This is a genomic window from Neobacillus sp. DZ-9, assembly GCF_059587065.1.
In genome coordinates this window covers 108,050-133,546 of record NZ_JCAIOL010000006.1, presented here as the reverse complement: position 1 = coordinate 133,546, position 25,497 = coordinate 108,050, and the positions used below count along the sequence as shown (strand labels likewise).

The 25,497-nt window shown below is 35.8% G+C and carries 32 protein-coding genes and 1 pseudogene; 3 read left to right on the top strand and 30 right to left on the bottom strand.

From position 1 onward, the window contains the following. Window positions 1–34: 34 nt before the first annotated feature. The 5 genes from AC59HZ_RS18190 to pdxS form a co-directional block, all read right to left on the bottom strand. On the bottom strand, window positions 35–520 hold the full coding sequence (locus tag AC59HZ_RS18190) for a hypothetical protein (RefSeq protein ID WP_496547205.1): 486 nt from the start codon (window positions 518–520) through the stop codon (window positions 35–37). A 101-nt stretch (window positions 521–621) separates the two neighbouring features. Further along, a complete protein-coding gene (gene wrbA, locus AC59HZ_RS18185) occupies window positions 622–1,245 on the bottom strand; it encodes an NAD(P)H:quinone oxidoreductase (RefSeq protein WP_496547204.1) in 624 nt (207 codons plus the stop codon). A 123-nt stretch (window positions 1,246–1,368) separates the two neighbouring features. After that, complete coding sequence (gene cdaS / locus AC59HZ_RS18180; RefSeq protein WP_496547203.1) at window positions 1,369–1,995, bottom strand: sporulation-specific diadenylate cyclase CdaS; 627 nt, start codon at window positions 1,993–1,995, stop codon at window positions 1,369–1,371. A gap of 371 nt (window positions 1,996–2,366) precedes the next feature. Then, window positions 2,367–2,957: a pyridoxal 5'-phosphate synthase glutaminase subunit PdxT gene (pdxT, locus tag AC59HZ_RS18175; protein ID WP_496547437.1), complete on the bottom strand. Its 591-nt coding sequence runs from the start codon at window positions 2,955–2,957 to the stop codon at window positions 2,367–2,369. A 1-nt stretch (window position 2,958) separates the two neighbouring features. Then, complete coding sequence (gene pdxS, locus AC59HZ_RS18170) at window positions 2,959–3,843, bottom strand: pyridoxal 5'-phosphate synthase lyase subunit PdxS (RefSeq protein WP_430068342.1); 885 nt, start codon at window positions 3,841–3,843, stop codon at window positions 2,959–2,961. Window positions 3,844–3,947: 104 nt separating this feature from the next. Between pdxS and pdxR the strand changes: the two genes are divergently transcribed. Continuing rightward, window positions 3,948–5,351: a MocR-like pyridoxine biosynthesis transcription factor PdxR gene (pdxR, locus tag AC59HZ_RS18165; protein ID WP_496547202.1), complete on the top strand. Its 1,404-nt coding sequence runs from the start codon at window positions 3,948–3,950 to the stop codon at window positions 5,349–5,351. A 90-nt stretch (window positions 5,352–5,441) separates the two neighbouring features. Here pdxR and AC59HZ_RS18160 read toward each other — a convergent pair whose 3' ends face one another. The 19 genes and pseudogenes from AC59HZ_RS18160 to AC59HZ_RS18070 form a co-directional block, all read right to left on the bottom strand. Beyond that, window positions 5,442–6,419, bottom strand: coding sequence for a ring-cleaving dioxygenase (locus tag AC59HZ_RS18160; RefSeq protein ID WP_496547201.1), 978 nt, complete (start codon window positions 6,417–6,419; stop codon window positions 5,442–5,444). A gap of 52 nt (window positions 6,420–6,471) precedes the next feature. Continuing rightward, complete coding sequence (locus tag AC59HZ_RS18155; protein WP_496547200.1) at window positions 6,472–7,095, bottom strand: alpha/beta hydrolase; 624 nt, start codon at window positions 7,093–7,095, stop codon at window positions 6,472–6,474. Next, window positions 7,095–8,039, bottom strand: coding sequence for a ring-cleaving dioxygenase (locus AC59HZ_RS18150; RefSeq protein WP_496547199.1), 945 nt, complete (start codon window positions 8,037–8,039; stop codon window positions 7,095–7,097). The genes AC59HZ_RS18155 and AC59HZ_RS18150 overlap by 1 nt, the downstream gene beginning before the upstream one ends. Before the next feature lie 43 nt (window positions 8,040–8,082). Continuing rightward, window positions 8,083–8,691: a flavin reductase family protein gene (locus AC59HZ_RS18145; protein ID WP_496547436.1), complete on the bottom strand. Its 609-nt coding sequence runs from the start codon at window positions 8,689–8,691 to the stop codon at window positions 8,083–8,085. A 23-nt stretch (window positions 8,692–8,714) separates the two neighbouring features. Further along, complete coding sequence (locus AC59HZ_RS18140) at window positions 8,715–9,653, bottom strand: ring-cleaving dioxygenase (RefSeq protein ID WP_496547198.1); 939 nt, start codon at window positions 9,651–9,653, stop codon at window positions 8,715–8,717. 114 nt (window positions 9,654–9,767) lie between these two features. Then, on the bottom strand, window positions 9,768–10,166 hold the full coding sequence (locus AC59HZ_RS18135; protein WP_496547197.1) for a DoxX family protein: 399 nt from the start codon (window positions 10,164–10,166) through the stop codon (window positions 9,768–9,770). 62 nt (window positions 10,167–10,228) lie between these two features. Then, window positions 10,229–10,651 carry a MarR family winged helix-turn-helix transcriptional regulator gene (locus tag AC59HZ_RS18130; RefSeq protein WP_496547196.1) on the bottom strand — a complete coding sequence of 141 codons (423 nt, stop codon included), beginning with the start codon at window positions 10,649–10,651 and terminating at the stop codon, window positions 10,229–10,231. Window positions 10,652–10,800: 149 nt separating this feature from the next. Continuing rightward, complete coding sequence (locus tag AC59HZ_RS18125) at window positions 10,801–11,436, bottom strand: YitT family protein (protein WP_496547195.1); 636 nt, start codon at window positions 11,434–11,436, stop codon at window positions 10,801–10,803. Between the two features lie 104 nt (window positions 11,437–11,540). After that, window positions 11,541–12,281: a cation diffusion facilitator family transporter gene (locus tag AC59HZ_RS18120; RefSeq protein WP_496547194.1), complete on the bottom strand. Its 741-nt coding sequence runs from the start codon at window positions 12,279–12,281 to the stop codon at window positions 11,541–11,543. A gap of 263 nt (window positions 12,282–12,544) precedes the next feature. Further along, window positions 12,545–13,180, bottom strand: a complete 636-nt coding sequence (gene ytaF, locus AC59HZ_RS18115) for a sporulation membrane protein YtaF (RefSeq protein WP_496547435.1) — start codon at window positions 13,178–13,180, stop codon at window positions 12,545–12,547. A gap of 212 nt (window positions 13,181–13,392) precedes the next feature. After that, on the bottom strand, window positions 13,393–13,779 hold the full coding sequence (locus tag AC59HZ_RS18110; RefSeq protein ID WP_496547193.1) for an FxsA family protein: 387 nt from the start codon (window positions 13,777–13,779) through the stop codon (window positions 13,393–13,395). Between the two features lie 210 nt (window positions 13,780–13,989). Beyond that, window positions 13,990–14,205 (bottom strand): hypothetical protein, encoded by a 216-nt coding sequence (locus tag AC59HZ_RS18105; RefSeq protein WP_496547192.1) that lies wholly within the window; start codon window positions 14,203–14,205, stop codon window positions 13,990–13,992. Between the two features lie 112 nt (window positions 14,206–14,317). Then, window positions 14,318–15,076, bottom strand: a complete 759-nt coding sequence (tatC, locus tag AC59HZ_RS18100; RefSeq protein WP_496547191.1) for a twin-arginine translocase subunit TatC — start codon at window positions 15,074–15,076, stop codon at window positions 14,318–14,320. Window positions 15,077–15,172: 96 nt separating this feature from the next. Further along, entirely contained in the window at window positions 15,173–15,367 is a 195-nt protein-coding gene (locus AC59HZ_RS18095; protein ID WP_496547190.1) for a twin-arginine translocase TatA/TatE family subunit, read from the bottom strand. 42 nt (window positions 15,368–15,409) lie between these two features. Beyond that, on the bottom strand, window positions 15,410–16,360 hold the full coding sequence (locus tag AC59HZ_RS18090) for an LCP family protein (protein ID WP_496547189.1): 951 nt from the start codon (window positions 16,358–16,360) through the stop codon (window positions 15,410–15,412). A 93-nt stretch (window positions 16,361–16,453) separates the two neighbouring features. Beyond that, the gene (locus AC59HZ_RS18085) at window positions 16,454–17,098 is read right to left on the bottom strand and encodes a helix-turn-helix domain-containing protein (RefSeq protein WP_496547188.1); all 645 of its coding nucleotides are present in this window, start codon (window positions 17,096–17,098) and stop codon (window positions 16,454–16,456) included. 233 nt (window positions 17,099–17,331) lie between these two features. Then, complete coding sequence (locus AC59HZ_RS18080; RefSeq protein ID WP_496547187.1) at window positions 17,332–18,636, bottom strand: hemolysin family protein; 1,305 nt, start codon at window positions 18,634–18,636, stop codon at window positions 17,332–17,334. A 72-nt stretch (window positions 18,637–18,708) separates the two neighbouring features. Then, window positions 18,709–18,804 (bottom strand): annotated as a pseudogene (locus AC59HZ_RS18075) (zinc metallopeptidase); the annotation flags it as partial. 16 nt (window positions 18,805–18,820) lie between these two features. After that, on the bottom strand, window positions 18,821–19,234 hold the full coding sequence (locus tag AC59HZ_RS18070; RefSeq protein ID WP_496547186.1) for a MerR family transcriptional regulator: 414 nt from the start codon (window positions 19,232–19,234) through the stop codon (window positions 18,821–18,823). A gap of 318 nt (window positions 19,235–19,552) precedes the next feature. Between AC59HZ_RS18070 and brnQ the strand changes: the two genes are divergently transcribed. Further along, window positions 19,553–20,905 carry a branched-chain amino acid transport system II carrier protein gene (brnQ, locus tag AC59HZ_RS18065; protein ID WP_496547185.1) on the top strand — a complete coding sequence of 451 codons (1,353 nt, stop codon included), beginning with the start codon at window positions 19,553–19,555 and terminating at the stop codon, window positions 20,903–20,905. 168 nt (window positions 20,906–21,073) lie between these two features. Continuing rightward, window positions 21,074–21,373 (top strand): hypothetical protein, encoded by a 300-nt coding sequence (locus AC59HZ_RS18060; RefSeq protein ID WP_496547184.1) that lies wholly within the window; start codon window positions 21,074–21,076, stop codon window positions 21,371–21,373. Between the two features lie 183 nt (window positions 21,374–21,556). On the opposite strand, the gene AC59HZ_RS18055 is transcribed toward AC59HZ_RS18060, so the two are convergent. The 6 genes from AC59HZ_RS18055 to AC59HZ_RS18030 form a co-directional block, all read right to left on the bottom strand. Beyond that, on the bottom strand, window positions 21,557–22,333 hold the full coding sequence (locus AC59HZ_RS18055; RefSeq protein WP_496547183.1) for a sulfite exporter TauE/SafE family protein: 777 nt from the start codon (window positions 22,331–22,333) through the stop codon (window positions 21,557–21,559). A 114-nt stretch (window positions 22,334–22,447) separates the two neighbouring features. After that, window positions 22,448–23,575, bottom strand: a complete 1,128-nt coding sequence (locus AC59HZ_RS18050) for an MBL fold metallo-hydrolase (protein ID WP_496547182.1) — start codon at window positions 23,573–23,575, stop codon at window positions 22,448–22,450. Window positions 23,576–23,651: 76 nt separating this feature from the next. After that, the gene (locus AC59HZ_RS18045; protein ID WP_496547181.1) at window positions 23,652–24,227 is read right to left on the bottom strand and encodes a sulfurtransferase TusA family protein; all 576 of its coding nucleotides are present in this window, start codon (window positions 24,225–24,227) and stop codon (window positions 23,652–23,654) included. Window positions 24,228–24,279: 52 nt separating this feature from the next. Continuing rightward, entirely contained in the window at window positions 24,280–24,576 is a 297-nt protein-coding gene (locus tag AC59HZ_RS18040) for a rhodanese-like domain-containing protein (protein ID WP_496547180.1), read from the bottom strand. A 24-nt stretch (window positions 24,577–24,600) separates the two neighbouring features. After that, the gene (locus tag AC59HZ_RS18035) at window positions 24,601–24,963 is read right to left on the bottom strand and encodes a rhodanese-like domain-containing protein (RefSeq protein ID WP_496547179.1); all 363 of its coding nucleotides are present in this window, start codon (window positions 24,961–24,963) and stop codon (window positions 24,601–24,603) included. A gap of 41 nt (window positions 24,964–25,004) precedes the next feature. After that, complete coding sequence (locus AC59HZ_RS18030; RefSeq protein ID WP_496547178.1) at window positions 25,005–25,484, bottom strand: DsrE/DsrF/DrsH-like family protein; 480 nt, start codon at window positions 25,482–25,484, stop codon at window positions 25,005–25,007. Window positions 25,485–25,497: the final 13 nt, after the last annotated feature.

Genomic DNA, 25,497 nt, shown 5'->3' with positions numbered 1-25,497 from the left:
CAGCCTTTAATATCGGTATATGTGATGCTTTTCCTTACAATTTTGATTCAGAACTGTTTGGTTCCTTTATCGACTTTTCCACTAATTTCTGAAACCCATAAATAATAACTGCTAAAGAAATACAAAACACATACCACATCGTATGACTTAATTTTTTTAATTTAAATACCCCTACTCTTTCCCATATTTCAGCAAAAGGATAAGCACAAATAACATCCAAAACTGCATTTGTAATGAAATATTTGAGAAAATTGCCGTATGTCAGTTTAAATATCCAAAGTGTAGCTACAAAAAATGGGCCCAATATATATGTAAAATCAACAAGACCAGGAGATAAAGGATTTTTATTTACCCACCATTTTCTCTTATTTGCAATGACACTGAACATACTTATGAATAAATTAGTAAAACTTGCTACAGGCAAAAACCTGAAAAATGACTTTTTTCCCATAAAAGGTACAGTAAGCCATGGAATGATTAGCATTCCTATAGAGAATGCCATTTTTTTATTATTAAACATATTCCAGCTCCTTTAACTGTATTTAAATTTTCGTTTAATTTTTAAGTTCCTAAAATCAAAACTAAAGAGAAAATCTAACTAGTCGATTAGCTCTTTTAAATTTATTGATTTCCTTTCTTCATCCATTCCGCAACCGTAACTGTGCGTTTTGCTTGGTGCTTTACAGCGGCTTGAACAGCAGGAAAATCCTCAACTATTTTGCCATTCTGGTCAACAGTTACACTTGTTCCATAAGGGTTTCCTCCTGCTCCGAAAATAATTGGATCAGTATAGCCTGGAGCGGCAATAATAGCTCCCCAATGGTGCATAGTTGTATATAATGACAAAATGGTTGCCTCTTGACCACCATGAGGGTTTTGAGCAGAAGTCATAGCACTTACTACTTTATTTACGAGTTTCCCATTAAACCACAGCCCACCTGTTGTATCTAAGAATTGCTTCATCTGTGACGGCATATTTCCGAATCTAGTTGGAACGCTAAAAATGATTGCGTCTGCCCATTCTAAATCTTCAAGTGAAACAGTTGGAACACATGCTGCAACTTCCTCTGAGTAGTGCTTCCATGCAGGATTTGAATCAATAACTTCTTGTGGAGCTAATTCAGGAACTTTTAAGACCTTAACATCGGCTCCAGCTTCTCTTGCTCCTTCGGATGCCCACTGTGTTAATTGATAATTTGTTCCTGTTGAACTATAAAAAATGATTGAAAGATTTACATTTGTCATTGAAGCCAATCTCCTTTTCAGATTATAAAAAATAAAATCCACATTGATAATGTTGCCTTTACTAAAAAGTTCAATCCTTCTTTATTCATCTTTTTTACATTTTTATATTGTTATTTTGTAGGCTTAAAAAACTATGGGGTGTGTAGTGTTAATTGGATAAAGATTACCATTAATCGCAAATGAAATTTGGCCCGTTTCTTCTGAAACAACAAGAGCAAGGGCATCACTTTGCTCAGATATTCCGAGAGCTGCACGATGACGGGTTCCAATTTTCTTTCCATCCAATACTTTATTAGTTAAAGGAAGAACATTGGCTGCTGAAACCACTACATTCCCTCGGATCAAAACAGCCCCATCATGGAGAGGATTCCCAGGGTAAAAAATCGCTTCTAATAATTTATGTGTAACCATAGCTCCAATTGTGGTTCCTTTTTGGATAATAGTTTCAATAGAGTCACCACGTTCGACTACTATCAATGCTCCATGTTTTAATTTTGAAAGGTGCTGCACAGTAGTTGACAGATCCTTATATGTGTTAGTAAAAGAGGATAAATAACAATCTAAATAAAAAGAGGCCGCCAAAGATTCAATTGAATTTAGCTGGTTTTTAGCATCCTCTAGACTACCTAATACACAATAATTTTCATTTCCCAGAACGTTTAAGTTAGATTGTAGTATATGTATTAGGTGTTTAATGCCATTTTCTAAATTCTCTTTCATTGGTGAAAAATCACAATTTGTGTTCTCCAAGACGGTCCCTCCAGATCGTTTATTATCATTAACCATTGAATGAGTAAATTCCAAATAAGCCCCTTCTAAAAAGAATCTGATTTAACTTAATATAAGAATGGTATGTTGTTTAAAGTGTTCCCTTCTTTTGTTTAATGGATGACAAATAGCATGGGCCTTTTTAAAATAAAAAATTACAACTTCTTATCTCTCATATAATAGGAAAAAAACAAAAGCTAATCGTGAAGTTACGATTAGCCTTTAAACGAATAGTTTTTTGATTTTCTTTCTTAACTCACTCTACAACTGTTACTGTACGCTTTGCTTGGTAGTATTACTATAACCCCAAAAAAACGCCGACTGGTCTTTAACCAATCGGCGTCCCATGGCCCCTAATGAGCTAAAACATTTGTGTTCTCTCGCACCATTTCAATAAAATACTTCATAATTCTAAGATCCTCTGTTAATTCCGGATGAAAGGAACATCCTAAAAATTGGCCATCTCGCGCTAAAACTATGCGCTCTTCATGTTTTGCGAGAACTTCAACATTTTCGCCTGCCGCAACGATATGTGGCGCTCGGATAAAAACAGCAGGAAAATCCCCCACTACTCCTCTGAAGGACATCTCGACTTCAAAACTATCCACTTGGCGACCAAATGAATTCCGTTCGACCACGACGTCCATCACCCCCAGATGAGGCGTATCAAATCCAACGATTTCTTTTGCCAGTAAAATCAGGCCTGCACATGTTCCAAACATCGGAACTCCCGCGGCGGCTAAAGCACGAATGGGTTCAAGCAACTCGTATCGGTCCAGGAGTTTCCGCATTGTTGTACTTTCTCCGCCAGGCAGAACAAGACCATTCAATTCTTTTAGATCTTCAGCCGATTTAACTGAAATGGCCTTACAGCCAAGCTCTTCAATTTGTCTTATATGCTCTCTGACTGCACCTTGTAATGCAAGTATCCCAATTTTCAGCATATTACCAACCACGTTCCTGCATACGTTCACTTGCATTTAGCGTTGCAATATCAATACCTTTCATCGGTGTCCCAAGCTCTTTTGAAATGGCAGCAATTAGTTTATAGTCCTGATAGTGCGTTGTTGCTTCTACAATGGCACGTGCGAACTTTTCTGGGTTATCAGATTTGAAAATACCTGATCCAACAAATACACCATCTGCTCCAAGTTCCATCATTAAAGCGGCATCAGCAGGTGTTGCCACCCCACCAGCAGCAAAATTTACAACTGGTAAGCGCCCTAATTTTTTGATTTCCAACAATAATTCAAATGGTGCACCTAAAATTTTTGCTTCTGTCATTAATTCATCAGTGCTCATACCAACAACGCGTCTTACCTGTGAATTAACTTTACGAATATGACGAACAGCTTCGACAATATTTCCTGTTCCCGGTTCACCTTTCGTACGTAACATGGAAGCCCCTTCTCCAATACGACGAGCAGCTTCCCCTAAATCGCGGCATCCACATACAAAAGGTACGGTGTAGTCGCTTTTTAATAAATGGAATTCCTCATCAGCAGGTGTTAATACTTCACTTTCATCTATGTAATCAACGCCCATTGATTCTAATACACGTGCTTCGACAATATGACCAATACGTGCTTTTGCCATAACTGGAATGGTGACAGCGTTCAATACTTCCTCTACAATCCGAGGATCTGCCATACGAGCTACGCCACCAGCTTTTCGAATATCGGATGGTACTCGCTCTAAAGCCATAACAGCAACTGCACCTGCAGCCTCTGCAATTTTTGCTTGCTCGGCATTAATGACGTCCATAATCACGCCGCCTTTTTGCATTTCTGCCATACCACGTTTTACTCTTTCAGTTCCAACTTGTTTCATAAAAAAACCTCCATACATTTGATGATTACTAGTATAATAGAAATTGACTTTAAGAAAAGGTTCAATTTTTTAAAAATTAATATGGTCAGTTGGGGAGATTGCAGATGGATATGCTCATGTTTAAATTGGATAAAAGTACAGAAAAACCTTTATATGAACAGCTTTATATCGGTATCAAAGACGCCATTATCCAAAAACAAATTGAAGTTGGAACCAAATTACCATCCAAAAAAAAATTAGCTGAATTTTTAAATATCAGTCAAACAACCATTGAAATTGCCTATGCCCAACTTATCGCAGAAGGCTATGTGGGATCTAAACCCCGTATTGGTTTTTTTGTAGAAGAGATTGATGAATTACCCTATATTGAAAAAGATCTATTAAACATGCCTGTAGAAAAGGTCGAGAAAAAAATATATCAATTCGACTTCCATCCGGGAAAAATTGATTCAGACTCATTCCCATTTTCACTTTGGCGAAAATATGCAAAAAATTTATATGATCATAGTTCAAAAGAGTTGTTACAAATTGGAGACCCTCAAGGAGAATACGCATTAAGAGCTGAAATTTCTAAATATCTTTATCAATCGAGGGGGATTGTCTGCAGCCCCGAACAAATTGTCATTGGTTCGGGAACGGAACAGCTGCTTCCAATGATTCTAAGGTTACTTGGAAATGATTCAAAATTCGCCCTTGAAAATCCCGGCTATTCAGCCATCCCAAAAATACACTTGCAAAATAGGGCCATCCCCATTCAGGTGGATGAAGATGGTTTAATAGTGGATGAACTTGAAAAAACAAATGCCAATGTGGTTTACATTACCCCTTCCCACCAATTCCCTACGGGTGCGGTTCTATCAGCAACAAGAAGGACGCAGCTATTAAACTGGGCAGCAAAAGGTGAAAATCGTTACATCATTGAAGACGATTACGATAGTGAGTTTCGTTATATAGGAAAACCTATTCCCGCCTTACAAGGGTTAGACCAAAACGAAAAAGTTATTTATTTGAGCACGTTTACCAAATCATTAATGCCTTCCTTACGTGTTGCATATTGTGTTCTACCTTCAACCTTACTGCAAAAATATAAGGAGACCTTCAGTTTTTACTCATCAACAGTACCGAGATTCGATCAGCATATTTTAGCTGACTTTATGAGAGATGGCAATTTTTCCAAACACCTAAACAGGATGCGGAAAATTTATCGCAAAAAACATGAAAAATTGACCCGGATATTAGAAACGTATTATCCAGATGTTATGATCACAGGAGACCTAGCAGGAATGCATATTTTAATTTCCGTCCCCCTGTCAAAAGGGGAAAATCAGTTAAAACAAATGGCGGCAAAGGACCATATTGCCATCTATCCAGTAAGCGATTATCTGTTAAGTCCCATTGACTATCAATATCCAACTTTTCTATTAGGCTTCGGCGGCATTCCATTGGACCAAATTGAAAAAGGCATACACCAATTAATGCAATGTTGGATACAGGGGGGACGGTTCTAATGGCTTTTTGTGCCACTAGAATCATCCCCCCTTTTTCAAATCTGTATTTATTGAAATGGTACATATCAGTTTCGTTGAATGTGTTTCTTTTTATTCTTTGATGAATTCCTTTGTACTTCTCATTGTATCAATTGGGCGAACTAATTTTTCTATTTCCGCACGTTTTGGCTCTAAGAATGGAGGTAAAGATAATTTTTCCCCAAGCGTTTCATAAGGTTCGTCTCCCATAAAACCAGGACCATCTGTAGCGAACTCAAATAAAATTTGCGGTGCCACTCTAGCGTATAATGACTCAAAAAAGTGACGATTTACATAACCGGATGTATGAAATCCAAAACTACTCATTCGTTCAATCCATTCTTCTAAAACCGAGCGATCCTCTACACGGAATGCCGCATGGTGAACCGTCCCAAAACCCTGTTGGGATTCAGGAAGAACGGTATTATATTCTACAATGACCGAAGCACCATTCCCGCCTTCCCCCACTTCAAATAAATGGAATGATTCTTCTTTATCTGTCTCTTTAAATAATAGGACTTTTTCCATCATTTCTTTAAAGTAATCAAAGTTCGCAATACGGATAAAAACAGGTCCTAAACCAGTAATTGCATATTCCAGTGGAATTGGACCTTTTTGCCATGGTGTGCCAGATTCCAGCCCTTTATTGAATTCATCTGAAATCAATTGATATTGCTGATCGTCAAAATCATTGAAAGAGAGGGTTTTCTTGCCGAATTGCTCATTGATTCCAGTATGTTTGACTTCTAAACGATCAAAACGTTTTACCCAATAGTTTAATGCTTCATCACTCGGTACACGGAAAGATGTCTTTGAGATCTCGTTAGTACCATGTACGCCTTTCGGAATGCCGGGGAAATCGAAGAAAGTCATGTCTGTGCCTGCACTGCCTTTATCATCTGCAAAGAATAGATGATAGGTTTGAATATCATCTTGATTTACTGTTTTTTTAACTAAACGCATACCTAAAACATTGGTGAAAAATTCATAGTTTTTTTCTGCACTGCTTGTAATAGCTGTTACATGGTGTATTCCTTTTAGTTTGTTCATTATATATCCCTCCTAGAGATTTATTTTAATATTAAGAGTCTTAACTTTTCTTCTATCTTTTTTCGATTCGGTTCCCAAAATGGCGATACCAGTCAGCCGCAGCCTCGACTTCTTGCATTGTTAATTGATGTCCTCTATTTTCCCAATGTAGTTCAACCTTCGCATTAGCATTTTCTAATAACGATTGTAATTCAGCAGATTCCATTGGCGAGCATATCGGATCATTTGATCCAGCAGCAATAAACACATGTTTCCCTGATAAATCGGGAAGTTCAATTCCTTTTCTCGGTACCATAGGGTGATGAAGAATGGCACCCTTTAAGGCATTTTGATAGTGGAATAATAAACTTGCGGCTATATTGGCTCCATTTGAGTACCCAATGGCAATAATATTATCCCGGTCGAAACCATATTTCTCAGCTGCCTCATCTAGAAACTCATTTAATTCTTTTGTTCTGAAAATAAGGTCCTCTATATCAAATACTCCTTCAGCCAATCTTCGGAAGAATCTAGGCATTCCATTTTCTAATACATTTCCTCGAACGCTTAAGACAGAAGCCTCTTCATCAATTCTTCCCGCAAGAGGAAGCAGGTCTAATTCATTACCACCAGTACCATGAAGCAATAATAATGTTGGTTTTGTTGGATCTTGGCCCTTATTGAATATATGTTTCATTATTTATCTCCCTCCAAAACACGAACCTCCACTGGAGGCAAGGTTTCTTCTAATTCTTTTCTTTGCGACTCTAACCAGGATGGCAGCATGAGTTTATTTCCTAATTCGGCGACAGGTTCATCTACTGCAAATCCTGGCGGGTCAGTGGCTATTTCGAAGAGGATGCCCCCTCCTTCATGAAAATACACTGCATTAAAATAGTTACGGTCACGAATTTCTGTTGGATAAAAACCTTTATCTTGGAGTAGTGAACGCCATTTAAGAAGAACTTCTTTATCATTTGCCCGCCATGCAATATGGTGAACCGTTCCTGCTCCCATCAGCCCTCGAACTGAAGGATTTAAGTGAATATCAATAGTGTTGCCAACATTTCCTGTCGATTTAAATCTTAGAAATTCATTTTCTTGACCGATACAATCTAAACCTAAAATATTTTCAAGAACATCCGTTGTCTTATGTGGTTGCGCTGAAAACAGAACAGCACCACCAAACCCTTTAATGGCATGTTCTTGTTGGACTCCCCCGAAGCTCCAGGGATTTTTTGATCCTTCATCTCTTTCTGTTAGTTCAAGTTGAAGTCCGTCAGGATCGTTGAATTTTAAATATTTTTCACCAAATCGAATGGATGAAGTAAACTCCACTCCAAATTTTTGCAATCGACTCTCCCAAAATTGGACTGAACCTTTTGGTATTACATAACTGGTCACACCAACCTGACCTGTTCCAATTCGGCCTTTCAACTGTTTAGCCCATGGAAAAAACGTAATCACAGTTCCTGGTTGACCCGTTTCATCCCCAAAATATAAATGGTAGACTTCTGGACGATCAAAATTGATGGTTTTTTTAACAAGCCTTAATCCTAATACACCTGCATAAAAATCTATATTCCGCCCGGCATCGTTTACCATCGCTGTGATATGATGGATACCTGCTGTTTTTTGCATTCAATCCTCTCCATCCATTTCATCATTGAGATTTAGAAACCAATTATTTAGGCCTTTCGATTTCAAAAATCTCACCAATTTTGGCGTAGTTATTTCCAGCCAATCGACTTACAGCACCTAATCCCCTTGGATCGATTCTTCCGTTTTCATAAATGTCGCTTTCGACATGAAATTGAACAACTTTTCCTATAATAAAATCACATCCAGGAGTATCTGAACCACCCAGTTCGAAGGAATGCTCCATCAAACATTCCATGCGAATTTTTGCTTCCTTTACTCCAGGAACTGAAATCTTCGTACTATCGACTGGAGTTAAGTTAGCTAACTCAATCTCACTCTCGTCAGGAGGAAGGTTTGCAGCTGTTTTATTAATTTTTTCAACATTGTGGTCATCCACGATATGAACCACAAACTCTTTTGACTCCATGATGTTCCTCGCTGTATCTTTTTGTCTCCCCGATGACCGTTGAATAGATAAAGAAATCATCGGGGGATTGGATGACACGATATTAAAATAACTAAATGGTGCCCCATTTAAAACGCCGTCTTTTGAAATGGTGGTGACGAAAGCAATCGGTCTAGGTATGATGCTACCTATTAGAAATTTATAATTTTCTCTTTCGGACAATGTGGCTGGATCGATTGAAAGCAAAGAAATCATCCCTTTTCATAAAATCAGTCTAGTTCTCTTACTTCAAATGGTAATAATACTCTTTCAATTTTTTCTCTTTGAGGCTCATACTGCGATGGCAGCATCAATTTTTCTCCCATTGACTTTTGCGATTCATCATGAGCAAAACCTGGAGGATCAGTGGCAATTTCAAATAGAATCTCACCATGCTCTCTGAAATAAATTGCATTAAAGTAGTTTCTGTCCTTTACAGCAGTGACGCCATATCCATTCGCAGCCACATACTTTTGCCAATCTAATTGATCTTCGTCATCAATAGCCCGCCATGCAATGTGATGGACCGTTCCTACACCCATTTGCCCACGTCCGATTGGAGTTAATTTAACGTCGATAATATTTCCAATATCAGCAGTGGAACGATAACGTGCGAAATCTCCTTCTTTACCGACTAATTCAAGTCCCATTACTTTTTCTAATAATTCAGCCGTTTTGTTAGGCTGGGTCGATAAAAGAGTTGCGCCGCCAAAACCTTTGATAGCAACTTCAGGTGCAACCTCACCGAAAGTCCAAGTATTTATTTCTCCATCTTCTCTTTCCACAATTTCCAAGTGAAGACCGTGCGGATCATCAAATTCTAAATATTGCTCTCCAAAGCGCTCCATTATAGTGAAGGGAATATTAAATTTTTCTAACCTTTTTTCCCAGAATTCCATGGCACCTTTCGGAACTACATAAGAAGTAACCCCTACTTGACCATCCCCAATGACTCCTTGACGTGCTCCAGCCCATGGAAAGAATGTAATAATGGTTCCTGGTTTTCCACCTTCATTACCGAAATAAAGGTGATAGGTGCCTGGATCATCAAAATTGACCGTTTGCTTAACCAAACGTAATCCCAAAACTCCTGCGTAAAAATCCACATTTTCTTGCGGATGCCCTACGATTGCTGTGATATGGTGAATACCCATTGTTTTCTTACTCATTTTTTCAACACTCCTTTATAAATTAATATCCAGTATTTAACTAAACGAGATACCTTATTTTGTTCCATCTACGGATAAAACACAATTATTTATCAATCTCAAAATGGAGATATTTTAGAATAAAAAAGCATCTAAAGCATATTTACCAGGACCGATTAAGGCAACACCAATTGCCACAGCAAGTAATGTTAAGTTAAATTCATATCCATTTGATGTAATCCATAATCCGTTTGGCGCATGAACTTTTATGATTGCCATAGCCATAGTTCCAGCGATCAAAATTCCTGCTACTGGGGTTAAAAGCCCTAGTGCAAACAATATTCCGCCAACAAATTCTGCTAACCCTGCAATAAGAGCCAGTGTTATTCCTGGTTTCATGCCTATGGATTCAAACCATCCTCCCGTTCCTTTCAATCCATGGCCGCCAAACCAACCAAACAATTTTTGAGCTCCATGACCAACGAATAATAAACCAATTACCAAACGAATTATTAATAAACCGATATTTATCATCTTAATATCCTCCTAAAAATTTTTATCTCGAATTCGAGATATATTTATAAAAAAAATGATATTTAAACTATGTTCCTTACTTTTTTCAAAAGCTGCACCAATGTCTCGGCCTCATCATCAACTAATGATTCAAACATCTGATTAACAGTATCATGATATTTTGGCATGATTACATTCATTAGCTCATTTCCATCATCCGTTAATGTCACATGTATCACTCGGCGGTCATCTGAACAGGCATTTCGGCTTAATAAACCTCTTTGCTCCAGCTTATCTATAACATAGGTCATCGAACCACTTGAGATTAATATGCAATTTCCAATTTGTTGAATCGTTTGTTTCCCTTTTTGATAAAGTACCTCTAAAACAGAAAATTCCGTAATACTTAACTTATTTTTTGCCATTTCTTCTTTTATTCGTTCATGAATTGCTTTAGATGTTTGCATTAATATCAGAAAGGGAAGATTATTGCATTTCCTCTCCATTAATTTCACCCCCCTTATAAAATCTTGAATTAAAATATCTTGAATATGAGATAATCATAATACTTATATTTTTTTTTGTCAATAACCAATTGATAAACTTATCGAAGAACATATTGAGTCAAACGGTTGAACAGGAACCGAATGGTTGTTTATCCAATTTTCGTTTTAATGAAGTTTTTCCTCCAACTCGTCTTTATATTACTCCCTTTAATTTTCCACGTGCATAGGCTGGTAAATAAACCTACAACTGTTATCGTAACAAAAGATAAGAAAAAGGTCTCTTTAGATAATAATAAACCGCCAAGACAAATGACCAATGCATCGATAATGAATATCAAAATCCCTACATTAATTTTAAATATTTTCGATAAAAATTGAGCTAATAGATCTGTTCCACCCGTACTAGTTTCATGGCGGAGCATGATCCCAATACCTAATCCAACGAATATTCCTCCCAAAATAGAACTAAAGACAGCAGGGATTTGAAATTCTGGTAAAATGGATCGTGAAGGTGCCAGTAGGTCAATCACAAACGAAGAAAACAACATCCCATGTAAACTATTATAAAAATAATTTTTATTATGGAACCAGGCTAGTGCAAATATAGGTACACTTAAAATAATAATAGCTAGTCCAGGTTGAATTCCTGTTAAATACTTGATAATCAACCCTATGCCGATTATTCCGCCATCAAGTAATTCAAATGGCACTAAAAAGAAATTAATACCAATTGACAACAAAATACTGCCAAGCAAAATGACACACATTTTCTTAGGAATATTCATTGTCTCATCACCCCCTATTTTCATGGCCCCGAAATAAAGTTGTTATGGTTATCTATCACTAATTTTTAAAATGTACTTTAAAATTTATATACCTACTATTCCTATTATTTTTGCCATCCGTTCTTTAATTTCACAATAGGTGAGCTTCCAATTAGATCTACAATATTATCATAGGCCACTCGAATAGAAACACCGAGCATTAACAATCCAATGATGACGGTGAAAACTCCATCTAAAAGATGTAAATTTGTAATCGAGGTTATTACTACTGCAATTAAGGCCAATAACGCACTTGTAACAGACACAAGATCTTCATAGAAGACAAATCTTGTTGGAGGAGTTGCTCTGCCTACATTTTTAAATGATTCGAGGACAATTCTGAGCCCTTTTACTTTTATCCCAGAATCATGATTTATTTCTTTCATCGCTTTAATTAAAACAGCTCCATCAATAACCAGGTTTAGAATTAAAATAAATATGTTCATCAATAGACCTGTACTTGGTTCAACAGGATTATAAATTAAATGACATCCCTCACGGATGGTTTCAAATGCCATAGTGAAGACAACCAATGCGGCAATCATGCCAAAAATATGGTTCAAACGTTCGAAACCATTAGGAAACCGTTTTGACGGTTTTTTTTGAGATAAAACACTTCCTATAAAAATGAAACCTTGGTTAACGGCGTCTCCTAAAGAGTGCATAGCTGCGGCAAACATGGCTCCGCTCCCACTAATGCTTCCAGCTATAAATTCAGTAACAGCAATAAGCGTATTACCCGTCATGGCTAATGCAGATGATTTGTTACCTTTTTTTACTGACTCAAACAACAGCTTAATTTTCATATGCTTACCTCCCCCACTCTATGTTCTTATAGTGTCCCAATAAAAATGGGAAATATTGATAAAATCAAATTTTTGTTAACTTTTTATGAGTTTAAAAAGGCGAATTTCATGTATAAAAATAAAAAATCCCACTTGTATAAATGATCAAAACTTTTATACAAGTGGGATTTTTATTTTTTTATCAGTATCGGTTAAAACAAACTTTTGAACATTTCATAACGTAAAGAGAGTTGGGTACTCCAACTCTCTTTTTTTATCCTTTTTTACACAATCATTTCATAAACACCAATTATTATTAACAGGATTCCTGCAACAATGTTAGAGTATTTGCCTATGCTCAAACCATAAATCTTATTGCCAAGTTTTATTCCACTCCAAATGGATACAATGGAAAACAATCCAATAGACAAGGTGGTTAAAACAGGCGAAACACCTGTAATACCTGCTCCCAATCCCATAGCTAGGCAATTGATTGCTAACGCAAATCCTAAGAAAATCGACTCTTTAACAGAAATGACTTTATCATCATTTACATCTGCTGAATCCGGATGAGAAATAACATGCGAAAAATTAGAATCAACCTTAACTTCCGTTGTAGATTCATGTAAAGAGAAGGAATCTACAATGCACTTTATCCCTATACAAATAATAATCAAACCACCTGCAAAATTGGCAAATCCAATCGAAATGAACTGGGAAATGAATTCCCCTGCAATAATGGAAAGATAAGCACAAAACATGGAGACTATAGCAATAATAAAATTAGAAACAAATGGAATCCGTGTTGACCTTAATCCATACGAAACACTTATGCCTAAATTATCTAGATTCGCCGCAATACCAATTAATAATATAGACAAATAATGCATATTTTCCTCCTGTGGTGTGCGTTCTTTCAGTTGTTCTTTGGAAAAATTCTTATGTGTATTTATATATTCGAAATGCTTGGATTATGTTAATCAGAACCAACTCTTCAAAAAGGATATATTAAAAGGAAACCGTCTATTACGCAGAATTTATTTGTTAACACAAATAAACTTTTTATAATATTTGGGTATTTAAAGGAAAAGAAAACTAAAAAGTCAGCTTCCAGTATTGGAAGCTGACTTTTTTAGTTTATAATCTTAATATTTCCTCTATTGATCCTTCTTCGAAATGAATTTTTAATTAAGAATTTAAACAGCTTTCTTGTTGGCGGAAAAAGCATTAGAAATCCGAATAAATCCGTGATAAATCCTGGTGTCAAAAGTAGTATACCGCCAATTAGAATACAAATGCCATCTAAAACAGCTTCACCGGGAATTTGTCCGTAACGCAGTTGCTCCTGTGCCCTGCGAATGGCTTGCAGCCCCTCTCTTTTAGCTAAATAGGCTCCAATTATCCCTGTTAATATCATAAAAATCAATGTTGGCCAAACACCAATCGTTTTACCAGATAACAGCAAAACGCCTATATCCATTGCAGGAATAATAATGATTAATAAGAATAAATAACGCATGTTTGTCCACCTTTCAAATGAGTTGTATATAGTGTAATTCTCAGGTGACATTGGTAATGGATATACATATCCCCAAAGATTTATGTTATTCCTGTATTACCTAATTATTGAATCCAAAAGTTTCGTTAAAAAACAATGCTAAAAATAATAAATAACAAAAAGAAATGGTTTATAAGTTAGAAGTTTAGACAAAATCGAAAAGCGTGCTTATTAAATGATTGGTAACATAATGTTTATTTTTCCCGTTTTAGAGTCAACTTCAATTCCAATATCCACGTTTTCCTCAATATAACAATCGCCTTTGTTACTAAATTCAGCATCACAAATCGGACATTTACTTAATTCAAAATGCTTATATTCATAAAATTCCTTATGACAATAATTACAATGACATTTCGAAACAGTAATTGTTTGAATTGAATTCATTTTCAAAATCCCCTTTCTCATATGAAGTTTCTCATCAACACCGTCTCCGTCTCCCGCCAGGTTTATCACATTGAATATATTTATCGATATATTTTTATAATTTTCATTATTGTCATTCTAACTTCAAATAATAAGGCTCTTCATCATCAGTTAGAGCACTGAGACGTTTTTGTTTTCGATTAAAAACCACTTTGGATAATAAAACGCTTAATTCATATATGAGAATTAGTGGTATTGCTACAGAAATATGAGAAATAAATTCTGGTGGGGAAATCATTGAGGCGATGATTACAAGAATTAAATACGCATACTTTCTAAGTTTTACAATTTTATATGGATTAACCAGTCCTAAAGTCGTTAAAAACATCGAGATAAGAGGTAATTCAAACGCTACACCAAAAGGTAAAGTCATATTAATTAAAAAACTAAAATATTTATCTACCGTAAAGGAGGTTGTCACTAAATCGTTTCCCAAATTGATAAGAAAGTTCATGACATTTGGGAAGATAAAAAAATAACCAAATGCCAATCCTCCAATAAAAAGAAAGAACAAGGCTGGGATATACGCTATTGTTATTTTCCTCTCCACTGGCTTTAAAGCAGGTTTTACAAATAACCAAATTTGCCATGCAGCTATTGGGATTGTTCCTGCTACTGCAACGACGGTGGCGATGTGAAAATAGATCCATATAATATCGCTTGGCCCCAAAACCATTAATTTATAATCAAGATTCCCCATGAAAAAAGCATATAAATCTTTGACATAAACCATCCCTAAAATAAGAAATATTATGAAAGCAAGTGACGAAATAATTAATCTTTTTCGCAACTCATTTAAATGCTCAAATAAATTAAGTTCTTTATCATCCATGTGCTTACTCCCGCCTGTTAAATAATTAACTTGATACAACCAATTTAAAAAATGCAAGATGCTCACTTTCCATCCTGCATTTTTTTATAAAGGTCATTATTTATTTAAATCAATTTTGTCATCCTTCACTTCTTCCTTAATATCTTGTGCTATGCCTTCTGTAGCTTTTTTAAATTCCCGAATTGTTTTTCCAAAGGCTTGGCCGATTTCTGGAAGCTTGTTAGGACCAAAAATAACAAGTGCAACGATAAGGATCAAAATTAATCCTGGAAAACCAATATTTGATAACATATTTTCCTCTCCTAGTGCTAAGCTCTTGTTTTTATCCTTGTCTTATTTTTGGCTTTGTTTCGATGATAAAAATTCATTTAGAGCAGACTTGTTTTGTTCAAGATTGATACTTAACACTGCACCCGCATTCTTGAATTGCTCATTAGTAAAAGACCCATCCACGGGGATACGCATTGTTTTTAGGTCATTGGATTGATTAGTAAGCAAATCTTTCCCCAAGGTAAATAGAGTAGGAGTATCCAAATTGGTATCAACATAAGGGTTTATAACACCCAATATTTTAGGAAGCTGTATGATGCTTCCAATACTCAAAGCTTGGTCCTTCAACTTGCTAATGACTTCCTGTTGTCTTTGAACTCGGCCAAAGTCACTTAATTTGTCATGCCTAAAACGTACATATCCTAATAACTTATCACCATGTAAGGTTTGTTTTCCAGGGTTTATTGTCGTTCCGATTCCATACTGCATTTCATGAGGAACATCAACTTCAATTCCATCTGGTGCAATAATATCTGCAATCTTTGAGAATCCTTCAAAATCAACAACAGCGTAATAATTTACGTCAATATCAAAGTTTTCTTTAATTGTTTGTCTAAGAAGCTCTGGTCCGCCATATGCATATGCTGCATTTATTTTTTGTTTTCCATGACCAGGTATATTAACATAGGTATCTCTCATTATAGAAATCAACTTAGATTGATGAGTATTTTGATCGTAATGGGCAATCATGATCGAATCTGTTCTTGAATGTTCTTCACCACGTGAATCATTTCCCAATAGAAGCACATTAATTCTACCAAACTTCACATCTTCTCCCTGGAAAGCTTTCGCTACTTTCTCATCACCATTAAATTTCCCATCCTTACCAAGCGAAACTCCTTGTTTATATTGATAAGCTGCATAAGCACCTACACTACCAATCATTAAAATAAAAATAAGCATCATTACCCTTATCCATCTAACACGCTTTTTCCTACGAAGCATTCTTTCCATAGTACACCTTCCCAACTGTCCTTAGTTTATTGAATTTGCCCTTTACCTCCAATGTAGCTCTTAAACGGCTATTTGGAAGAATTAAGGCAATTGCTATTCGGCTTTTAGTAAATTTGCTACAATTTGAATTGCTATAGCATCGTCGATAAAACCGACTGGAAAAATGTAATCTGGAATAACATCCACTGAGACAATAAAATAAATTAGTGCACTTCCAACTATGGCAAGCTCCCGTGGTGTGCCCTTATTTAAGCGGAATTTCTCATACATTTCCTTAAGCTGATTGATAAACGGACCAATACTGCCTAATTTCTTAATCTTTTCCCCAAAGCTTTTGAGAATATTTTCTTTTCCCTCTTCTGTTTGTACATATTGTTCATAATTAGATAATTCCTGTTCTAAACTAGCAATACTAAACTTATTATCTATAATGTTGGAGAATTCAAGTAAATTTTGAATACTTTCAACAGACATAAAAATGTCAGATTGCTGTGTTGTATTTTTCTCTTCAATTGAAAAGCCTGCAGCTATAAATAACTCTGAAACGGGGACTTGTAAAAAATCAGCAAATTTTTGTAAATGGGCAGGCTTTGCTTTGCGTTTACCATTAATAATCCTAGAGATCGTGGCTGTGTCAATATCAGTAAGCTCACTAAGCTTCCTCATGGATAAAGAACGTTCCTTTAATAATTTTTTCAATAATAACCCCAGATTATTATCCATCTTTTCACCAGACATCTTAGCTTCCCTTTCCGTTTTTCATTACTTATCAATTTCATAACGATTAAAAATCAGTAGAAGAATTAAACACACTTTATCCTTATTGAAAAAATGAAATTCTATTAAAATATACAAATTCGTTGACATTTTGTCAACAATCGACTTTTTGTTGTCATTAAAATGTCAACATATTTATTATTTATACAGAATAAAAACGAAAAAAATCCCTCTAATTAAGAGAGATTCATCTATTAAGCAAAAGCTTCTTGCTTTTTTACTATTTCTAAAGATTTGATATGATACCCATCAACTTCAAGGACTTTAAAATCAAAATCACCATAATTAATTATCTCGCCTTCGAAAACATCCATCTTTTTGGATAATATCCAACCACCAATGGTATCAATATCCTCATCATCTAAATCTATTCCGAATAAATCATTTATTTCTTCTATAAGAACTTTTCCATCGACGATTGTTTTATTATCGTTTATTTTATTGATTTCAGGTACCTCATCCGCATCAAATTCATCTCGAATATCACCGACAATTTCCTCTAGAATATCTTCAACTGTTACTAATCCAGCTGTTCCGCCATACTCATCCATTAGGATAGCCATATGAATACGGTCTTTTTGCATTTTAAGTAACAAATCGTGTATGGCGATCGATTCAATTACCTGGATCACAGGACGTACATAATGTTCAATTGGAGTTTCTAGATTCTTGCCGACGATATAATCCGTTAAGACTTCTTTCAAATTCAGCATACCCACGATATTATCTTTATCCCCATCGATAACTGGGTATCTTGTATACTTTTCACTCTTAACAGTTTCAAGGCATTCTGCTAACGTTTGTGATTTATCAAAAACAACAATCTCAGTTCGTGGCACCATAATTTCTTTTGCAATTCGATCATTAAATTCAAAAATATTGTTCACATATTTATACTCAGACTGATTAATTTCTCCGCTTTTATAGCTTTCAGAAATAATCAATTGAAGTTCTTCCTCCGAGTGAGCAGCTTCGTGTTCTGAAGCTGGTTTTATTCCAAAGATGCCTAAAATCGAACGAGCAGATCCATTTAATGCTTTAATAAAAGGATACATGATTTTATAAAATAGAATCATTGGCCGTGCAAAAATTAATGTGACAGCTTCCGCTTTTTGAATTGCTGCCGTTTTGGGAGCAAGTTCCCCTACTACTACGTGAATAAATGTTACAGAAGCAAAGGCGATAACAAATGATGCAATGTTTGAAACGGATTCTGGCAAGTTAAGACTTACCAGCAATGGGTGAAGGATATGTTCCACCGTTGGTTCACCCAGCCAACCTAAACCTAATGCTGTTACTGTAATACCTAACTGACATGCGGATAAATATTCATCTAGATTTGAAATAATTTTTTTTGCTGCAATAGCATTTTTGTTTCCTTCTCCAACAAGTTGATCGATTCGTGTACCTCGGATTTTAACAATGGCAAATTCAAATGATACGAAAAATGCCGTAAAAGCAATTAACATTGCAATTGTAATTAAATTAATAATTATCAATAGCCTCCTTACTTAATAGTTAAGTAAGGAATACACCTCCTAGTTTGTAAACAAAGTTAGTCTATTACTTTTAGACCATTTACTGAAGTTAGCTTTTACTTTAAACTGCGCCCAGATGTATAGTCCAAAAGCAATGAAGATTAATATATCCATTGGATGGAATAACATCTAAACATTCACCTCTTTAACCAAATAATAATAACAATGTTTGAGCTAATGAAACTCCCTGTAAGGATAGTTTATTAACGAGCATTTCTTTTTCATTATTGTTTAATTTTTGAAGAATTGGCTCCATTACCTTTATTTCCTCTTTAAGATGCTCCATAAGAACAGCCATCTGCTCACAATGTTTTTCTACTTTCTCTTTATCTATGGAATTATTTGAATTGATCATTTTAATAGAAGATTTGATTTCCTCAAGCGGCATATTAAGAGTTTTATAATGTTCAACCAATTCCAATATCTGAATAGACTCTTCTCCATACATTCGATAATTAGAATCCGACCTAACAGGGGTCAGTAAGCCTATTTGGGTGTAATAATCAATCGTTCTTTTTGAAATGCTCATTAAACTGGCTATTTTACCAATCCGATACAACTTCCCAACTTACTCACCCCTTTCTATAGATATGTTAACTATATCACAATTCAAACCGTACAGTCAACGTTATGGTTTTGGTAATAATAGATACTCGATTATTCCTCTTTTTCTAATCGATCATACATTCGGCATAGCTTCCAACAATAAATAGGAATAATAAAAAAAACCATCCTATTTTCCAACCTTCCCCTTAAAAAAAGAATCAATTCTTCCTCACTCGCCTGCGTAGCCTACAAAATAGCAATCATTATATGATAGCCAACAATTCTAAATGGTGGTAAAATATATGAAATTCATCTAGAAGGAGCAACATGTATGCATCAAAAAATATCATTCAGAACATACGCAGTCATCGGTACGATGTTATTTGGTATGTTCTTTGGGGCTGGAAATTTGATTTTCCCTATTCAGATGGGACAGGTCGCCGGCACTCACTTTTGGCCAGCTTTAATTGGTTTTCTAGTAACAGCAATTGGTTTGCCCTTTATGGGGATCTTAGCATTCGGACTATCTGCAAGTAATGGACTTCGTGAATTAGGAGGACGGGTCCATCCGAAATTTGGAGTCGTCTTCGCCATGGCCCTTTACTTAACCATTGGCCCGTTTTTCGCGATTCCACGTACAGCAACAGTACCTTTCGTGGTCGGTTTTGAACCATTTATTAATCCAGAGCACGTCAGTTTATATCTTGGGCTCTTTAGCTTTGTATTTTTCGCCATCGTCTACTATTTCTCATTAAATCCTGCGAAAATTATTGACTATATCGGAAAATATCTAACACCTGCATTTTTAGTATTTTTATTCTTTTTAATTATTATCGCGATTGTCAAACCTATGGGACCCTTCGAAACTCCAACGGGTGATTACAGCCAATTGGCATTTATAACTGGTTTTAAAGAGGGTTATAACACGATGGATGCCCTCGCTTCTTTAGCATTTGGTATTGTTGTCATCAATGCTATTAAGGGACAAGGGATTACCGATAAGAAGACAATTGCAAAGGCAACATGGCAATCAGGCATTTTCGCTATGGCACTAATGATGTTAATCTATGGCCTCATTACTTATATGGGGGCATCAAGCGTATCTATCATCGGTACATTCGATAATGGTGGATTAATCTTTGCTAAGGTCGCCCAGCATTACTTTGGAGAATTTGGTGCGATCCTTCTTGCAATTATAATTGTACTGGCATGTTTAAAAACGAGCATTGGACTCATTACCTCATGTAGTGAATTTTTCAATAGTATTTTTCCAAAAGTAAGCTATAAAATGTTCGTGCTTATCCTAAGCCTTATGTCATTTATCATCGCTAATTTTGGCTTAAACAATATTATTCAATTCGCTGTTCCAGTATTAATGTTATTATATCCTTTGGCGATTGTTCTGATTTTGTTGACGCTCTGTTCATCATTTTTTAATCATAAGCAAAGTGTATATGCAGCGTCTATGCTCCTTACTTTTTGTGTAAGTTTCTTTGATGGTTACAGCACGTTAGTTGGAAGCTTGCCGGGGGCGACCATTTATTTATTCGAATCCATTAAAGCAGCGTATATTGAATATTTACCGCTTTACAGTATCGGTCTAGGATGGATATTACCAGCAGTAGTTGGTGCAATTATCGGCAATTTCTGGCCAACGGGGTCCAAAAAAACTGCTATTCAATAATGAATTAGAACCACCCATGGTGCTATTCATAAAAGGAAGAGAAGTGTCATGCTTAGCACTTCTCTTCTGTGATTTCCTTATATTTAACTAACTAAATGGTAGTTAAACTACTTTATTGAGTTTTCAGTGGAAGTACCATAATTTAAAAAATCAAGGTGTGATAACATAATGAATCCTCTTAAAGAGAAATTGGAAACTGCCCTTGAAGATTGGGAAATGATGAAGAAAGTTTCCGAGGATGAAAGCGAAGATTGGGCCGAACGGTTTGAGATGCATTTTTATGAGTTTATCGATGAATTAAAGATTTGGTATCATCATTTAGAAAAACCTCCTTCTACTATAGAAGATGCAGAAAATCTTAATGAAATTAGACAAATTATTGAGCGCTTACCTGACCCGCTTGAACTCAACTTTTATACAGAACTTGAGTTAATTATTGAGGGAATAGATCGTGTACGCTATGATTGATCTGCACTTGGGACATGGGATAGAGCTTACCGCTCCCTTGTCCCCGCTATTGTATTACTTTAGGTTAGTACAAGTCTTCACATAAAAAAAGCACTTTCTAATAGCAAAATGCTTCTTAGAAAGTGCTTTGAAGATTACATAATTAAAATGATACCTAGAAATGTTAATTATAAAATATCTATTTTACAAAATTCCTATCCATGTCTTCACTGCAGTAGCCAAAATTAAAATTCCCATAATGACCTGCAACAATTTGGTATTAACTCTTTTCCCAGCGTTTGCTCCTATTGGTGAAGCAATTAAACTGGCAACAACCATGATAAGTGAAGGTAAAATTGGCACTTGTCCTGTTGTGATTTTACCGGTAACAGCCCCAATCGATGAAATAAGTGTAATGGCTAAGGAAGAAGCAATGGTCATCCTTATTGGAATCTTTAACACAACAAGCATGATCGGAACTAACAAGAATGCTCCTCCGGCTCCTACAATACCAGCTCCAATCCCCACGATGAAAGATAGCAGCGCTGCAAGCCATTTGTTAAATTTGACTTGTTCCGACGGAAGATTATCAATTCCTCTCTTTGGTATAAACAACATGATCACAGCTATCAACGCTAAGATTCCATATACAATGTTTATTCCTCTTTCAGGCATGTGAGTGGACCCCAATCCTCCTATAAAACTTCCAATTAATATACTTATCCCCATGTATACAATAAGTGTTTTATTTAAATAACCACCTTTACGGTAAGCCAAAACACCGCCAATTGTTGCAAAAAACACTTGAATGGCTGTAATACTTGAAACTTCATGTGCTGTAAAATGACCCACACCAAGCATGACTGGAATATATAACAACATCGGATAGTTGATGATAGCTCCACCTATCCCTAACATCCCAGAAATAAAAGAGCCTACAACCCCCATTAGGAAGAGCGTAATCATTAAGCTAATATCCATGATGTCCACCTCTTTAGAAAAGGGAACCCTGGTTGGTTCCCCATTATTATAATTAACCCTTTTTTATCCAGAATTTTAGAACAACATTTATTTATATTGCCTCCTACTTTATGATTAACGGACCGCACAACGGTTTGGACCGATTTCCATTTCTCGTTGCTGATCCATGTCAGGATTGATTTTTCCCATATTCGTTTCACGAATTTCTTGATACGCATTTGGTTGTGGTGGTAAGTTTTCAGTCACCAATTTTCTAAATTCATTATCATCTTCAATATTGAGCCCATGATTTTTGGCAAAAAGTGTGCCCAATTTTTCTGATACACTTCCATCATTATTTAACTCATCAAGAATCATAAAGTGTGCTGGAAGAACGATCAGGTCTTCTGATAATTCTCTGTATCGTTTATACAGAGTTTCTCTTAAATCACTTACCCAATCCTCTGCTTTACCTGCTAGGTCAGGTCTTCCGATTGAATCAATGAATAATATATCACCAGATAGCAGGAATTTTTCATCCACTACAAAGGAAGTGGAGCCAATCGTGTGACCTGGAGAATATAATGCGTGAATATTAAGAATAGTATTTCCGATTGTAATGTCATTACCGTCTTCTAATGGTTGGTAATCAAAGGTTACTTCAGTAGCATCCTTTGGTGGAAGCCAATAGGTAGCACCAGTTTTTTCAGCAATTGTACGACCCCCGGAAATATGGTCCGCGTGAAGGTGTGTATCAAATACATGAGTAATTTTAGTGCCGATACTTTCAGCAAAATCAAGATACATTTCCGTCATACGTGTTGCATCAATCAATGCTGCTTCTCCGTTTGAAACCACCATGTAAGATAAACATCCTTTGCCGATTCGAACAAACTGATACATTTCGCCGCCATTATTTAGGTCGCCCACTTTAACCGGTTCTAAATGTTCACTCCATGCTTTCATTCCACCCTTAAGATATGACACGGTTAACCCTGCATCAGAAAACATTTCAGCTACCATTACCGATGAGCCTTCCTTAGCACAAACCACTAATACTTCTTTATCAGTAGGAATTTTATCAATGATTTCTTCTACACCATCAAGTAATTCGAAATAAGGAATATTTAAATACTTAAAGTTTTCGCCTTCAATTTTCCAATCATTGAAATCAGTTTCATTACGTACATCAAGAATAAATAACTCTTCTCTATTTAAAACCTTTTTCGTTATCTCTTTTGAAGTCATTACTTTTACAGTCATTTTCTAGTTACCCCCTATGGTATTAATTTATTAAAAAAAACATGGCTATTTCATTAATCAGCGTTCTAGTTTTCCGTTATTTATTTATACCAATTGTGTTACCAGTCCATTGACTCATACCCGGTACAACATTAATAACGTTAGTAAAACCTTTTTCCGTTAATTTTTGTGCTGCAAGATTGCTGCGGTTACCTGCCCGGCAGACTACAAAAATTTCATCTTGTTTGTTTAATTCATTTAATCTGTCTTCCAGTTCACCTAATGGAATGGAAATCGCGTTAGGAATATGGTTAAAAGCATATTCTGCAGCTTCTCTTACATCTATTACTACGATATTTTCATTTGCATCAAGCTTTTTCTCTAGTTCTTCATTATTGATAACATTTAGGTGATTTTTTTCATTGAAATCATCATTAGAAGATTTCCGAAGATAATGCTTCAAAACTTCGCCTTTCTCGATAGTTCCTAAATATTGATGACCTGAACTTTCAGCCCATGCTTTCATGTCTGCTTTAGACCCTTTATCTGTCGCTTGAACTTCTAATACTTGCCCTGCCTCCAAGTTATTCATTGCCTTCTTTGTCTTTACAATGGGCATTGGACATGCCAATCCTTTTGCATCTAAAGTTACGTTTGCATTTATGTTATTCATAATAGACCTCCTGTTTTTATACCTACAAGGGTATTATTTTGGGTAAAAAAATTTATTCCACTTTATCTTCCCAAGCAAGCATCCCATCAGCCATGTTGATTACTTTAAATCCATAGCTTTCAAGAAATTGCGTTGCACGACCACTTCTGCCTCCTGAACGGCATACCATGATATATTCTTTTGACTTATCTAATTCAAGCATACGAAATTCAACTAATCCTAATGGAATGTTTACTGCACCTGGAATTTTTCCAGCTGCAACTTCATCCACTTCACGCACATCAATGATATTTAATTTCTTTCCCTCGTTTAATAATGTTTCAACCTCTTTTGCTGTCAATTGTTTCATTTTATATTCCTCCCTCTATTTTGTTTAAGACCAAGCATTCATGCCGCCTTTGACGTTTGTTACTTTTGAAAATCCCAATTTTTTTAGAATTTTACCTGCTTGCCCACTTCTCATACCACTTTGACAAATCAAGATTACTTCTTTTTCCTTCGATAGTTCTTTCACCGCTTTTTGAGTAAGTTGATGAAGAGGGATATTATTAAAACCTTTAATATGGTTTCCTTTAAACTCGCCGGGTGTACGGACATCAACATATTGTTTGTTTTTGTCGTTCAATTCGGCTTTTAATTCTGTTGTTGAAATATTGTTAACACCTTTTGTTGGTAAAAACCTCTTTAATATAATGAATAGAAATAGTGCTACAACAAGATAATTTACATATTCCATTTGGCAACATCCTTTTTAAGAAGGTGAAGACCCTTCTGTTATTAAATAAACAGGTTTACATTACCTTCCTCTGCATCTGCTAAGTAAGCAGCGACTCCAGCATATTCAATGTTATCTAATAGCTCTTCCTGTTTAAGTCCTAACAAATCCATTGTCATGGTACATGCTACAAGTTTTACATCCTGCTCTTGTGCCATTTCGATTAATTGAGGTAAAGGCAACGCGTTGTGCTTTTTCATAGTATCTTTAATCATTTTGGGACCAAACCCAGCAAAGTTCATTTTAGAAAGACCCATTTTATCAGCGCCTCTTGGCATCATTTTCGCAAACATTTTTTCAATGAACCCTTTTTTTACCGGAATATTTTCATCTTTACGTAAGGCATTTAATCCCCAAAACGTATGAAAAATGGTTACTTCGTGATCATAAGCAGCTGCTCCATTTGCGATAATATAAGCAGCCATCGCTTTATCGTAATCTCCGCTAAATAATACGATTGTTGTCTTTTTCTTTTCTGTCATTTTGTGACCTCCT

What these genes read in the sequence shown, in the direction of transcription:
- AC59HZ_RS18190 (WP_496547205.1), bottom strand. Translation starts at nt 520, where the DNA reads ATGTTTAATAATAAAAAAATGGCATTCTCTATAGGAATGCTAATCATT.
- wrbA (WP_496547204.1), bottom strand. Translation starts at nt 1,245, where the DNA reads ATGACAAATGTAAATCTTTCAATCATTTTTTATAGTTCAACAGGAACA.
- pdxT (WP_496547437.1), bottom strand. Translation starts at nt 2,957, where the DNA reads ATGCTGAAAATTGGGATACTTGCATTACAAGGTGCAGTCAGAGAGCAT.
- pdxS (WP_430068342.1), bottom strand. Translation starts at nt 3,843, where the DNA reads ATGAAACAAGTTGGAACTGAAAGAGTAAAACGTGGTATGGCAGAAATG.
- pdxR (WP_496547202.1), top strand. Translation starts at nt 3,948, where the DNA reads ATGGATATGCTCATGTTTAAATTGGATAAAAGTACAGAAAAACCTTTA.
- AC59HZ_RS18160 (WP_496547201.1), bottom strand. Translation starts at nt 6,419, where the DNA reads ATGAACAAACTAAAAGGAATACACCATGTAACAGCTATTACAAGCAGT.
- AC59HZ_RS18155 (WP_496547200.1), bottom strand. Translation starts at nt 7,095, where the DNA reads ATGAAACATATATTCAATAAGGGCCAAGATCCAACAAAACCAACATTA.
- AC59HZ_RS18150 (WP_496547199.1), bottom strand. Translation starts at nt 8,039, where the DNA reads ATGCAAAAAACAGCAGGTATCCATCATATCACAGCGATGGTAAACGAT.
- AC59HZ_RS18140 (WP_496547198.1), bottom strand. Translation starts at nt 9,653, where the DNA reads ATGAGTAAGAAAACAATGGGTATTCACCATATCACAGCAATCGTAGGG.
- AC59HZ_RS18135 (WP_496547197.1), bottom strand. Translation starts at nt 10,166, where the DNA reads ATGATAAATATCGGTTTATTAATAATTCGTTTGGTAATTGGTTTATTA.
- AC59HZ_RS18130 (WP_496547196.1), bottom strand. Translation starts at nt 10,651, where the DNA reads ATGGAGAGGAAATGCAATAATCTTCCCTTTCTGATATTAATGCAAACA.
- AC59HZ_RS18125 (WP_496547195.1), bottom strand. Translation starts at nt 11,436, where the DNA reads ATGAATATTCCTAAGAAAATGTGTGTCATTTTGCTTGGCAGTATTTTG.
- AC59HZ_RS18120 (WP_496547194.1), bottom strand. Translation starts at nt 12,281, where the DNA reads ATGAAAATTAAGCTGTTGTTTGAGTCAGTAAAAAAAGGTAACAAATCA.
- AC59HZ_RS18110 (WP_496547193.1), bottom strand. Translation starts at nt 13,779, where the DNA reads ATGCGTTATTTATTCTTATTAATCATTATTATTCCTGCAATGGATATA.
- AC59HZ_RS18105 (WP_496547192.1), bottom strand. Translation starts at nt 14,205, where the DNA reads ATGAATTCAATTCAAACAATTACTGTTTCGAAATGTCATTGTAATTAT.
- tatC (WP_496547191.1), bottom strand. Translation starts at nt 15,076, where the DNA reads ATGGATGATAAAGAACTTAATTTATTTGAGCATTTAAATGAGTTGCGA.
- AC59HZ_RS18095 (WP_496547190.1), bottom strand. Translation starts at nt 15,367, where the DNA reads ATGTTATCAAATATTGGTTTTCCAGGATTAATTTTGATCCTTATCGTT.
- AC59HZ_RS18090 (WP_496547189.1), bottom strand. Translation starts at nt 16,360, where the DNA reads ATGGAAAGAATGCTTCGTAGGAAAAAGCGTGTTAGATGGATAAGGGTA.
- AC59HZ_RS18085 (WP_496547188.1), bottom strand. Translation starts at nt 17,098, where the DNA reads ATGTCTGGTGAAAAGATGGATAATAATCTGGGGTTATTATTGAAAAAA.
- brnQ (WP_496547185.1), top strand. Translation starts at nt 19,553, where the DNA reads ATGCATCAAAAAATATCATTCAGAACATACGCAGTCATCGGTACGATG.
- AC59HZ_RS18060 (WP_496547184.1), top strand. Translation starts at nt 21,074, where the DNA reads ATGAATCCTCTTAAAGAGAAATTGGAAACTGCCCTTGAAGATTGGGAA.
- AC59HZ_RS18055 (WP_496547183.1), bottom strand. Translation starts at nt 22,333, where the DNA reads ATGGATATTAGCTTAATGATTACGCTCTTCCTAATGGGGGTTGTAGGC.
- AC59HZ_RS18050 (WP_496547182.1), bottom strand. Translation starts at nt 23,575, where the DNA reads ATGACTGTAAAAGTAATGACTTCAAAAGAGATAACGAAAAAGGTTTTA.
- AC59HZ_RS18045 (WP_496547181.1), bottom strand. Translation starts at nt 24,227, where the DNA reads ATGAATAACATAAATGCAAACGTAACTTTAGATGCAAAAGGATTGGCA.
- AC59HZ_RS18040 (WP_496547180.1), bottom strand. Translation starts at nt 24,576, where the DNA reads ATGAAACAATTGACAGCAAAAGAGGTTGAAACATTATTAAACGAGGGA.
- AC59HZ_RS18035 (WP_496547179.1), bottom strand. Translation starts at nt 24,963, where the DNA reads ATGGAATATGTAAATTATCTTGTTGTAGCACTATTTCTATTCATTATA.
- AC59HZ_RS18030 (WP_496547178.1), bottom strand. Translation starts at nt 25,484, where the DNA reads ATGACAGAAAAGAAAAAGACAACAATCGTATTATTTAGCGGAGATTAC.